The sequence below is a fragment of the Bradyrhizobium sp. SZCCHNR1098 genome (assembly GCF_032489375.1).
Lineage (GTDB): Bacteria > Pseudomonadota > Alphaproteobacteria > Rhizobiales > Xanthobacteraceae > Bradyrhizobium.
This window is the reverse complement of sequence record NZ_JAUEXY010000022.1, coordinates 1-11,998: the sequence shown is the minus strand read 5'-3', so window position 1 is coordinate 11,998 and position 11,998 is coordinate 1. Positions and strand designations below refer to the sequence as shown.

Annotated in this window: 9 protein-coding genes and 1 pseudogene; 3 read left to right on the top strand and 7 right to left on the bottom strand. The window is 63.3% G+C overall.

Annotated elements, in window-relative coordinates; genetic code table 11:
• Window position 1: 1 nt before the first annotated feature.
• From QX135_RS31775 to QX135_RS31745, 7 genes are all read right to left on the bottom strand, one after another.
• Complete coding sequence (locus QX135_RS31775; protein WP_315737693.1) at window positions 2-655, bottom strand: response regulator transcription factor; 654 nt, start codon at window positions 653-655, stop codon at window positions 2-4.
• A gap of 64 nt (window positions 656-719) precedes the next feature.
• Entirely contained in the window at window positions 720-2,039 is a 1,320-nt protein-coding gene (gene ccmI, locus QX135_RS31770; RefSeq protein ID WP_315780969.1) for a c-type cytochrome biogenesis protein CcmI, read from the bottom strand.
• The gene (locus QX135_RS31765; protein WP_316163180.1) at window positions 2,036-2,548 is read right to left on the bottom strand and encodes a cytochrome c-type biogenesis protein; all 513 of its coding nucleotides are present in this window, start codon (window positions 2,546-2,548) and stop codon (window positions 2,036-2,038) included. Before QX135_RS31765 ends, ccmI begins: the two co-directional genes overlap by 4 nt.
• Window positions 2,545-3,081: a DsbE family thiol:disulfide interchange protein gene (locus QX135_RS31760; RefSeq protein WP_315737696.1), complete on the bottom strand. Its 537-nt coding sequence runs from the start codon at window positions 3,079-3,081 to the stop codon at window positions 2,545-2,547. The genes QX135_RS31765 and QX135_RS31760 overlap by 4 nt, the downstream gene beginning before the upstream one ends.
• Window positions 3,082-3,089: 8 nt before the next feature.
• Window positions 3,090-5,078, bottom strand: a complete 1,989-nt coding sequence (locus QX135_RS31755; RefSeq protein WP_316163179.1) for a heme lyase CcmF/NrfE family subunit — start codon at window positions 5,076-5,078, stop codon at window positions 3,090-3,092.
• Window positions 5,079-5,376: 298 nt separating this feature from the next.
• Window positions 5,377-6,900 carry an ankyrin repeat domain-containing protein gene (locus tag QX135_RS31750; RefSeq protein WP_316163178.1) on the bottom strand — a complete coding sequence of 508 codons (1,524 nt, stop codon included), beginning with the start codon at window positions 6,898-6,900 and terminating at the stop codon, window positions 5,377-5,379.
• Window positions 6,887-8,152 (bottom strand): NAD(P)-binding domain-containing protein, encoded by a 1,266-nt coding sequence (locus QX135_RS31745; RefSeq protein ID WP_316234472.1) that lies wholly within the window; start codon window positions 8,150-8,152, stop codon window positions 6,887-6,889. Before QX135_RS31745 ends, QX135_RS31750 begins: the two co-directional genes overlap by 14 nt.
• A gap of 368 nt (window positions 8,153-8,520) precedes the next feature.
• Between QX135_RS31745 and QX135_RS31740 the strand changes: the two genes are divergently transcribed.
• The 3 genes and pseudogenes from QX135_RS31740 to QX135_RS31730 form a co-directional block, all read left to right on the top strand.
• Window positions 8,521-9,426: a pyridine nucleotide-disulfide oxidoreductase gene (locus QX135_RS31740; RefSeq protein ID WP_316182615.1), complete on the top strand. Its 906-nt coding sequence runs from the start codon at window positions 8,521-8,523 to the stop codon at window positions 9,424-9,426.
• Between the two features lie 12 nt (window positions 9,427-9,438).
• Entirely contained in the window at window positions 9,439-10,797 is a 1,359-nt protein-coding gene (locus QX135_RS31735; protein ID WP_316182617.1) for a cytochrome c3 family protein, read from the top strand.
• Window positions 10,798-11,285: 488 nt separating this feature from the next.
• Window positions 11,286-11,998, top strand: a pseudogene (locus tag QX135_RS31730) (hypothetical protein); the annotation flags it as partial.

The window sequence follows — 11,998 nt, the reverse complement described above, 5'->3', positions numbered from 1 at the left end:
TCTATCCGAAGCGATATCCCATGCCTCTGACGGTGCGAATGCAATCACGCCCCAGCTTTCTCCTGAGCCGGGCAATGTAGACTTCGACCGTATTGGAGTCGCGATGGTCGCTGCTCGGATAGATGTGCTCCAGTAGCTCGGTCTGCGACACGATATGATCGGCGCGGCGCATGAGGAGCTCGAGGACGCGCAACTCGAGTGCAGTCAGGTCGACGATCTGCCCGTCCTTCTTGACCAGGCCAGCCGCCGCGTTGAATTCGATCTGCCGGAGGCGGAGCACGGCCTCCGGTCTGCTGGAGACCCGACGGAGCAGCGATTTGACCCGCGCGACCAGCTCCTGCGCCTTGAAGGGCTTTTCGAGATAGTCGTCCGCGCCAGCGTTCAGGCCGTTGACACGCTCGGCCCAGCCGCTGCGGGCCGACAGGATCAGCACCGGCAGCGTGTGCCCGGTATGACGCCAGCGTTGCAGCACGTCGAGGCCCGAAATGCACGGCAGGCCGAGGTCGAGGACCGCGGCATCATAGGGCTGGCTGTTGCCCAGCATCCAGCCCTGCTTGCCATCGGTGGCGAGATCCGCCTCGAAACCGGCATCGGCCAAGCTTTCCCTGATGCGCTCCGCGTAGACGGGCTCGTCCTCTATGAGCAGAATGCGCATTGCCATTCCTCCGGTTGCCGAACGGGTTCCGACGATGATGACACGCGGATCGGGCCCTCGAACGTTATGGATTGATTCCGAGCTCTCTGGCTGCGTCAGCTATGCGCGTGCGCTCCGGGACGTCCTCCGCGAAGACCGACAGTGCGCGTTGCAGCGACTGTTTCGCCGCTTCGACCTCGCCCAGCACGACCCGCGAGCGGATCAACTTGATCCAGCCTTCTACATCGCGCGGTGATTGTTCGAGGCGGCTTGCAAGGCCATCCACCATGCCGCGGATCATGAGGTTGCGGTCCTGTGTGGACATGCTTTCGGCCTTGCGGATGTCCTCGGCGCGGGGGCCGCGCGGCTCCGCCGGCTCGGTCGCGGCGGTCTTGCCGGAGCGCAGGAGCTCCTGCATGCGCTCGGCGGACAGGTTCGGTCGGGCAGGCGATGGCGAGCCGTCATCCTCCCCGAGCTCGCGACGAAGCGCGCCGAGCCGCTGCTTGAGATCGGGCAGCCACGGCTCGTTCGGATCGGCCTCCGATACGATCGCCGTCCAGTCGGCCATCGCACCCCGTTTGTCGCCCTCCTGCTCTTTCACGACGCCGATGAAGAAGCGGGCGCGCGCGTCCTTGGGATCCAGTTTGAGTGCTTCGTCGAAATCCGCGCGGGCTTCGGACGTGACGGTGCCGTCCGCGGCCCGCACCAGCGCTTCGCCGCGTGCGCTGCGGTATTCGGCCGAGCCCGGCCGCAGCTCCATTGCGCGCGCATAGGCCTGTGCCGCCTCGGCAAAGCGCTCGATGTTGAACAGCGACCAGCCCAGCAGCCGCCATCCGTCGGCGTCCTTGGGATTCCGCTCCAGTCTGGTCTGCACACGCTGGATCATCTCTTCGACCGGCGGCAGTCCGCTGCCCTGCTGCGGTCGGTCGCGACCGTCCTGGCTGGTCATCTGCTCCAGCGAGGCAATGGCCCGGGTGCCGGCGTCGGATCGCGCCTCGCCAACCGACCTCGCCGTCGTGCTGCTGGCGGTCTGGCCCGGCGCGGCTGCGGGGACATCCGGATTTCCGATGACCGCGTACAGGATGACGGAGCCGAACACCACCGTCATCGTGACGACGGCGAGCGCAAATTTTCGTTCGGAGCTGGTGAGGGAGGGTGCCGGCGGCTGTTCGGCGGCGGCTGCGGCGAGAATGCGCCGCTTGATCTCGCTGGCCGCGTTCTCGCCATCCGACTTGTCGATCAAGCCCCGTGCGGTTTCGTTCTCGATCTCGCGGAGCTGATCGTGGTGGACGGCGAGTCCCTGGGCCGAAGCCAACCGTCTCCGCTCGTAGTTGCGGATGAAGGGCGTCGATATCAGCACGGCGGCCACGGAAATCATCGCCGTCAGGATCAGCCATAGCATCATGAAGGGCTCCGTCGATCGAGGATCGCCTCGATGGCTTTGAGTTCGTCGGCGCTGAGCGGAGCGACGTGCTCCGCTCCGAGCGCGGTCGCATTGGCTGCCGCGCGGCGCACGTAGCGGCCGAAGCCGACGATGGCCGCCAGCAGCGCCAGGAGCGGGCCGATCCACAGCGGGATCGTATTCCACTGCAAGGGAGGCTTGAGCAGGACGAAGTTGCCGTAGCGTGCGACCAGGAAGTCCACCGCCTGCCGGTCGCTGTCGCCGGCCTGCAGGCGGTCGCGCAACAGAACCCTCAGATCATGCGCCAATGGAGCGTTCGAATCGTCGATGCTTTGATTCTGACAAACGACGCAGCGCAACTCCTGGCCCAGCGCGCGCGCACGGGCCTCCAGCCCCTCATCCCGTAGCATTTCGTCCGGAAGCACCGCACGGGACGGCGACAAGGTCGCCGTCAGCACGAGCGAGCTGACGAGCAGCGCTCCGGTTAATCCCTTCATCCGCCGGCAGCTCATGACTCGCTCCTGAGTGCCTTCAGCAGAGGTTCGAAATCGTCACGCCATACATCTTCGGTCAGCGGGCCGGGATAGCGGTAGCGGATGCGGCCGGCCCGATCGATCACGAAGGTTTCGGGAACGCCGGTCACGCCGAGGTCGATGCCGGCCCGGCCGGACTCATCGGAGCCGACACGGGCATAGGGACTGCCATGCTTGGCAAGCCAGCGTTTGCCGTCGTTCCGATCGTCCTTCCAGTTCAGTCCGTAGATCGGGATGGCGGAGCTCTCCGCGAGCTTGAGCAGCATCGGGTGCTCGACGCGGCATCCGGGACACCAGGATGCGAACACGTTGAGCAGGACCACATCGCCCTGCAGATCGGTACTGGCAAGACCGCCGCCCTTGCCGTCGAGCGACGCGAGCTGGAAGCGCGGCGTCGGCTTGTCGATCAGGGTCGAGGGCATTCGCCGCGGATCGTTGGTCAGGCTGAAAGCCAATCCAGCGGCCAGTGCGGCGAAGGCCACGAGAGGTATGAGATAGGGTAGGCGCGGCATATCTCGTCCTATTCAGCAGGAACGGCAGTCGGTACGGCCAGCATCGCCCGTCGTGGAGCACCGACACGAAATCTCCGGTCGGCCAGCGAGATGAAGCCGCCGCAAGCCATCATCAGTGCGCCGATCCAGACCAGCGGCACCAGAGGGTGATAGTAGCAGCGCACCGCCCACGCGCCTTTGTCGTCGGGGTCGCCGAGCGTCACATAGACGTTCCAGATCAGGTTGGTTCGAATGCCGGCGGCGGTCGTCTGCTGCTGTCTGACGGGATAGAAGCGGCGCTCGCTGGAAAGCTGCGTGAACGGCTTTCCGTTCCGCGTGATGTCGAAGGAGCCACGCTCGGCTTCGTAGTTGGGGCCCGGAAATTTTCCGATCGAGCGCAACTTGATGTCATAGCCCGCGAGCTGCAGGCTCTGGCCCGGCCGCAGCATCTGCACCTTCTCGGAGGCCCACGCGGTCATTCCGGTAATGCCTGCGACGGTGACGCCCATTCCCGCATGGGCCAGCACCAGGCCGTAGACCGCGAGCGGGGTGGTGCGCGCGAGGTTGAGCGAGGTCGCCAAGGGAGTCGTCGTGCCGAGGCGGACGCGATGAGCCAGCACCATCAACGAGCCGATCACGAGCCAGACGGCGATGCCGAAGAAGAATGCGACCAGGAAACGCTGTCCGAACGTCGCGACGAGGATTGCGACGGTGACGAATGCTGCAAGCCCCCCGGCCAGGCGGAGCCGTTGCAGCGCCGCAACGAGGAGATCGCGCTTCCATTTCAGAACCGGGCCGATCACCATGGCAAGCAGCAGCGGAACCATGATCGGAACGAACGTCAAGTTGTAGTAGGGAGGGCCGACCGAGATCTTGTCGTTCCCGAGCATGTCGACGAGGAGCGGGTAGAACGTGCCGAGAAACACGGTGGCCACGGCTGCGGTGAGCAGCACATTGTTGAGGACGAGGCCGCTCTCGCGGCTGACCGCTGCAAACAGCGCGCCGTGCTTCAGGCTTGGCGCCCGGATCGCATACAGCGTCAATGCCCCGCCGGTCGCCACCAGGATCAGCGCCAGGATGAATGCGCCACGCGACGGGTCCTGTGCGAAGGCATGAACGCTGGTGAGCACGCCGGACCTCACCAGGAAAGTCCCGATCAGGCTCAATGAGAAGGTCACGATCCCCAGCAGGATCGTCCAGCTCTGGAGGGCGCTCCGACGCTCGACCACAAGGGCGGAATGCAGCAGCGCAGTCCCCGCAAGCCACGGCATGAAGGAGGCGTTCTCGACGGGGTCCCAGAACCACCAGCCGCCCCAGCCGAGCGTGTAGTACGCCCATGCGCTGCCCAGCGTGATTCCAATCGTGAGAAAGCACCAGGCGGCGAGCACCCACGGTCGAACCCAGCGGGCCCAGCTGGCATCGACCTTTCCCTCGATCAACGCGGCGACCGAGAACGAGAACGCCATCGAGAAGCCGACGTAACCCAGGTACAGAAATGGTGGATGAAAGGCGAGGCCGGGATCCTGCAGAATCGGATTCAGTCCGTTGCCTTCGAGGGGAGCATCGACCAGCCGCGCGAACGGATTCGAGGTCGAGACGATGAACGCCAGAAAGCCGAGACCGATCATGCCGTGCACGCCGAGAACGTTGCTCTGCAGCCGCTCGGGAAGGTTCGTTCCGAACAATGCTACTGCCGCGCCGAACAAGGAGAGGATCAGGACCCACAGCAGCATGGATCCCTCATGGTTTCCCCAGACTCCGGAGACCTTGTAGAGCAGCGGCTTCAGCGTGTGCGAGTTCGCTGCGACGACCTGGACTGAAAAGTCGGAGTGGACGAACAGCGACGTCAGGCACGCGAATGCGATCGCGACGAAGAGAAACTGAGTCAGGGCAGCGTGACGAACGAAGCCGGCGATCATCGCGGATTGGCGACGCAGCGCTGCGAACGGAACGATCGACTGTACCAGCGACACGATGAGCGCGAGAATGAGCGCAAACGATCCGGCCTCCGCTGTCATGTAGTATCTCCGACTGCAGCGGATATTCCTGCAGCTAACTATCAAGTGTCTGTGATGCGTCGACAATCAATGCGCCGAATGAGGCATCATTCGTACGGAATGATGATGATCCATCGACGCGCATCGTCGTGAAATTGCAACTCATTCTCACTCGCTGCCGGAGATCGGTATCACCGGTCGTCTCGGCACGGAGCGTTGTGTTCGTTGGTAAATAGCGGTCGAATCGTCTGCGGCGCCATGGAACAGCGAACGCTGCGTCGACCGCATGATGGGCAGGAAGGTGAAACGAGATCGGCTGCTATTCCAGAAGCTTGGCAATATCGCTGTGACCGCTGGCGGCGGCGATGTCCGTGGCACGTTCGCGCCGCTTGTTCCTCAATTGCTTTTCGGCGCCGGCGGCGAGAAGGCTCTGCGCAATGCCGATGTCTCCCTCATGGGCCGCCATCATCAACGCGCTCATGCCCTGGCCGTTGCGCGCGTTCGGATCGGCCTTGCGCCTGAGAAGTTCACCGACGACATCGGCAAGGCCGGCGCGCGCAGCGAGGATGAGAGCGGTATTTCCGCCTCTTGTCGCGCGTTTCGGATCGGCGCCGTGGTCCAACAGAAGCAGCGAGGCCGCGGCGCTGCGGCCTTCGATTGCATTCAGCAACGGCGTCTTGTCGTCGGCGTCAGCGCGGTTGACGTCCGCACCTGCGCGGATCAGTTGTCCGATCGCTTGCGTATTGCCATTGCCGGCCGCGTGCCAAAGTGCGGTGCGGCCCTGCCCATCGGCGGCGTTGAGGTCGGATCTCTGAACGAGTTGCCGATCGAGCGGGCCATTGGTGCACGACGCGACCGCGATCATGAGTGGGGTCCGGCCGTCTGCCAACGGAGGCAGGCTGCCGGAAGCGCCGTCGAGGAGCGCGGCGATAGCGGCACCATTGCAGCGGCTGAGTGCCATCAGTAGTGCAGTCGCGCCATCCGCACGCGCTGCAGATGGGTCGGCCGCCTTTGTCAGCAGCAATTTGATGATGTCTCCATGATCCTTGTCCGCTGCCAGCATCAACGGCGTGTCGCCGCGCCGGTTGCCGGTGTTCGGGTTGGCTCCCGAGGCGAGCAGGAGCTCCACCAGCCGAAGATGCCCGGCGGCCGCGGCGATCGCCAGAGGCGTATCGCCGTCCTGGTTGACCGCGTTGACGTCAGCCTTCGCAGCGATGAGCTGGCGCATCGGATCGAGCTGGCCGCGCAGGGCAGCGTCGATGATGGCCGGATGGCCGTTTCGCATTGCGGCCTGCGCATCGAGCGTCGGCGCGGGCCTGCGCGCAGTTTCCCGCTCCGGCTCCCTGGCGCGCGGGCGCGCGTTTCGATTGGCCGTATCGGCCAGCAACTGCTCGGCGGGCTGATAACCGGCCGCAGCCGATTTACGCAGCCAATCCCGCGCCCGGTCGGGATCGGCGGGCGTTCCGCGTCCTGCGAGCCACATCGCTGCGACATTGTACTGTGCCTTGACGTGTCCTTTCCTTGCACTTGCCTCCATCCATTTGAACGCGAGCGCGTCGTCTGATTTGGTGCCGAGGCCGGCGCGGTAGAGTGATGCAAGGCGGTACTGCGCCTCTGGATCCCCGGCGACGGCCGCGCGCTCGAGCAGCTTCAGTGCTTCCTCGGGACGTCCGGCCCGGATTGCCGCGTCCGCAGCCTGGCTCGTGCCGGGGACTTCGGAGCTCGCGCCCGCTGGATTGCCGCCCAGCACCGCCGTGTCGCCGGCCAGGGCGACCGATGGTACGGTCAAGCTGACGAGACAGATCAGCGGGAGGATGACAGGAGAGGATTTATGCCGTGCCATACTTCGTCTCGACCTCGATACCCATGCTCTTCAGGAACGCCGTCGGCAGAATGCCGCCGACGCACACGATGACGGCATCGTTTCGGATCGTGCTCGTCCTACCATCGGCATCGATCTCGACGTCGTCACCGCCAACTCGTTTGACTGACGAATTGTACATGACGTGGAGCCGTCCCGATTGGGCGGCTGCTTCCGTCCGTTGACGGTTCTTCAGTTTGGCGCGACTGAACGAGTCGCTGCGATGGGAGAGAGTCACCGTCGTTCCGGGCTCGTCGGCGATGGAGCAGGCGGCTTCCAGCGCGGCGTCGCCGCCACCGACGACGAGCACGTGCTGGCCGCGATACTGTTCGGGGTCGATCAGTCGATAGACGACCTTGGTCTGCTCTTCGCCCGGGACGTCCAGCTTGCGCGGTGTTCCGCGTCGTCCGATTGCCAAGAGCACCGCATGCGTTCTGTAGCTGCTGCAGTTCGTCTTGACGTCGAAGCCATCGCCGACGCGGGCGACCGCTTCGACGCGCTCGCCGACGTTCACCTTGAGGCGGGACTTGTGCACGATGCTCATGAAGAAGGCGATCAGCTGCTCCTTGCTGAGCTCTCTGAAGTTGAATTTACCTGCGAGCGGCAGCGTGAAGGGAGCGGTCATCACCAGCTTGCCGCGGGGGAAGTGCGCGACGGTGCCGCCGAGCGAGTCCTGTTCGAGGGTGACGAAGCGCAGCCGATGCTGCAGGCAGGCGAGACTGGCGGAGAGTCCGGCCGGACCGCAGCCGACGATCACGACGTCGAGCATGTCCGACTTGCCGATGTTCTTGATCTTGCGGACGGAGTCGATTGCCTGGCGTCCCTGCTCGATGGCGTTTCGCACCAGCCCCATCCCGCCGAGCTCCCCCGCGATGAAGATGCCGGGCACATTGGTCTGAAACGCCTCGTCCACGTTTGGAATGTCAATGCCGCGCGTTTCGGTGCCAAACACCAGCGTGATGGCATTCACGGGACACACCGCCTTGCAGGCGCCGTGTCCAATGCAATGCGAAGGCTCGACGAGCGCCGCCTTGCCGCCGATCAGGCCGAGAATGTCGCCCTCCGGACACGCCCTGACGCATGAGCCACAGCCGATGCACAAGGCAGGATCGATGATGGGGTGGAGCGATGCCGGTTCGAGGAGACCGGCGTCCTTGGCGGCGGAGAGCTTTGCGACGCTCTTTATTTCTTTACGCTTGCGCACGGCCATGTAGGTGGCCCAGACGCCGAGCATCGGCGCGGCGTAGACGATCAGGAGATCGAGCGCCATGTCCTCTCTTTCCCCTTCTTAAGTCCTGACAGTAGGCGGCAGCAGGTGCCGGCCGTGGTGGCCGCCCGGAAAGGTCGGCCGCATCGCTAGATGCAAATTCGTCTCAACAGATGCCGACATAGAAATTCCAGAATGATTTGTAGTTTTGCGGACAAGGAGTAGTTCATTCGTTGAACAGATGCCGTCGGCGGAAATATGGCTCGCACTGATCTCACACGAATGATGTCAGTGCCGGAGGACGCAACAGTTATTTGCAAGTGGTTATCAGGAAGGAATCTCTCGACTGAGATCCGGAGATCCGCAGGCAAGCCGGACATTCGCCCATCCGGCATTTGGGTTTCACAGGAAGCGTCGAGAACATGAGCAGAACAGCAGTCGTTCGCGCGAACGGCGATCCTCTTCGAGGAACCATCCCGGTCATCGTCACACTTCTCGTTGTCGCAGCGATCGGCATCGGATGGCTGCAGAAGGAGGAGGAGTATATTACGCCGGGATCGGGGACCGGCTACTGGCTCGGAATATACGGCAGCGTCGCGATGCTATCGTTGCTGGCCTATTCGATGCGCAAGCGCTTCAAGTCGCTCCGCGGGATCGGCTCGGTGCCATTCTGGTTCAAAACGCACATGCTGCTGGGCGTCGTTGGCCCCGTGCTGATCCTGTTTCATGCCAACTTCAAGCTGGGAGCACTCAACAGCAACGTGGCATTCTTTGCCATGTTGATCGTTGCGATCAGCGGCGTGATCGGCCGGTATATCTACGGCAAGATCCACATCGGTCTTCATGGTGGAAGGGCGCGCATCAAGGAGCTGCTTGCGGAAGCCGAGGCGATGAGGATGGAGCTCGGTCAGGAGATGCAGGCAGCGTCATTCGTGTCGCGGGAGTTGGCTGCCTTCAGCAAGGGGCTCGACAACAGGGTGCCGCGAACTGCGCTGGGGAGCCTGCGGACGGGGGCGATCATCGCGGCGCGGACGAGGCGGCTGCGTGCCAACGTGGTTGCGGAAGCGCGCCGGCTCATTCGCGCCGAAGCCAAGCGTGCGCGATGGTCGTGGTTCGAGCGGCGACGGCGCGAGAAGCGAATCGAAGAAGTCGTGCGGAGGTACACCGCTGCGGTGCGGAAGGCCGCAGAACTGACATTTTTCGAACGGCTATTTTCGCTGTGGCACGTTCTGCATCTGCCGCTGTTTTTTCTCATGCTGCTGGCGGGTTTCGTTCATGTCTGGGCCGTCCATCACTATTGACGGAGTTTCGTGATGAGGTGGCGCCTAGCGGCGGTTGTCGCTGTCATGGTCGGTGTTGCGCTGCTGTCGGCCGGGCTTCGAGCGCAGACGTTGCTTGAAAAAATGGTCATGCCGGGCCCGCTGGCCGAGAAGCATGCCAAGCTCGAAAGCGAATGCGGAAAGTGCCACGAAGCCTTCACGCGGAAGGCGCAGTCGGGCCTCTGCCTCGATTGCCACAAGGAGATTGCAGTCGATCGCAGGCAGCATGAGCGCCTGCATGGACGCGAGCAGGCGGCGCTGACCCAGGAGTGCAGGCAGTGTCACACCGACCACAAGGGGCGTGGAACCGACATCGTCCAGCTCGACAAGGAAACATTCAACCACGACATGACGAACTACAGGCTGGTCGATGCGCACAAGAACGTTCCTTGTGCTGGATGTCATGTCGCGAAGGTGAAGTTCCGCAACACGCCCTCGACCTGCTTCGAGTGTCACAAGGCGCTCGATCCTCATCGCGGCCGGCTCGGTGAGCGCTGCGAGAACTGCCACACGGCGGTGAAATGGCGCGCGACCAAGGAATTCGATCACACGAAGACCAGGTTTCCCCTCGTGGGCGCCCACAAGTCGGTCGCTTGTGCAACGTGCCACTCCGGCCAGCAGTACAAGGATCTGCAGACGTCGTGCGGCTCATGCCACCGTCTTCAAGACGTCCATGCCGGCCGCTTCGGCGACAAGTGCGAGACGTGTCACGATCAGGAGAAGTGGAAGACGGTCCGCTTCAATCACGACAAGACCCGCTTCCCGTTGCGAAATGCGCATGCCAAGGTGAAGTGTGAGAGCTGCCATACGGGTGATCTCTATCGGGACAAGCTCGCGACGTCATGCGTGTCCTGTCACCGCAAGCAGGACCCGCATCAGGGTAAGCTCGGCGAACGTTGCGAGACCTGCCATAGCGATGCGGGCTGGCGGAAGAGGCTCTCCTTCGATCACGAGATTACGCGTTTTCCGTTGATAGGTCTGCACAAGTCGGTGCCTTGCGAGGAGTGCCACCGGACGCCGACCTACAAGAATACGCCGATGGCCTGTGAGAGCTGCCACAAGGATTTCCACCAGGGGAAGCTCGGAGGACGGTGCGCCAGTTGTCACAATCCGAATGGGTGGCGGCTGTGGCGCTTTGATCACGCGCGGCAGACACGATTCCCGCTGGTTGGTGTCCACCAGAAGATCACATGCGAGGCCTGCCACAAGGCCAAGTCGCCGCCGGATCTGAAGTTGCCGATGGATTGCTTCAGCTGTCATCGCAGCTCGGACGTGCACAATGGCACTTTCGGTCAGACGTGCGAGCGCTGCCATGTCGCAACGGGATGGCGCAACGTTCAGATCAGGAACTGATTCGGACGGCTGCGCTGGCGCATCGGTCGTCCGACATCGTGTCGAGCTGACATCAGCTCGCAACAGTTATCAGTTCGCCTGCAGATCAACGGTTTGCGCGATGCGCTTGCGAGAACCTCGTGAGCGAAGGACACCAGAAACATTACCACCCATTCAGCTTGAGTTCAGCTTGGCCCAGTTTTGGGCCAGCTTTGCCGGTCTATGAAGCCCTGTGTTGGGCGTGACGCTGCGTGATCCGGCTGATGACTTGGTCGCCGCCGATCAACGTAGCGCTCGATTGAAGGGACCGGGGGCGTTCCGAGTGTTCGGTAGCTGGGAAGGCATGCTGCTGGGCCGTTTGGGGAGGAAATCCGCAGGAGTGTCTTGGGTTTGTTGGGGCGACCGGCGAGCAGCGGGCCGCTCAAGGGTTTCGGCTGGATTCGGGGTGACCGGTCTCCGTTGAATATTCGGATGGCGATCGAGTCGAGAGTAAAGATCGGGAGTTTGAGTTGAGCAGCTGCTACAGCAAGCGGGGGCTGTTGGCGCAAGCATCGCACTATGTGGCGCGGTGGTTGCTTGCCGGTATGCTGCTCGCTCTGGCGCTGGCAGGGCACGCTGCTGCGCAGAGTTCATTCGATCATGTCTCGACCGGGTTTCCGCTGACCGGAAGCCATGTTGGAGTGGAGTGCTCGTCCTGCCACGTCGGTGGGCGGTTCAAGGGCACGCAGACGCAGTGCGCCAGTTGCCACAACGGCGCTCAGACGGCCGGCATGTCGGTCAACCATCCGATGACCACGAGGCGCTGTGAGAGCTGCCATCAGACTTCGACATGGAAGGACGTTCGGGCGATCGATCATACCCAGGCGAAAGCGTCGTGTACGACCTGCCACAACGGCGTGATGGCACGGGGCAAGTCGAAGAACCACATCACGACGGCGGCGCCATGCGATGTGTGCCACAGGTCGACGGCGAGTTTCCGCATCAGAATGAAGATGGACCACGCCGGCATCGTCGCCGGTTGCGCCAACTGCCACAACGGGACGACGGCGCGCGGCAAGTCCAGCAATCATCTCCAGACCAATCTGCCGTGCGAGTCCTGTCACACCAGCACGGCCAGCTTCGGTGGCGCGGCGTTCAAGCATGCGGCGACCGACACCAACTGCGCGACCTGCCACAACGGCAAGACCGCGATGGGCATGACGACGCCGCCGCACATCCCGAC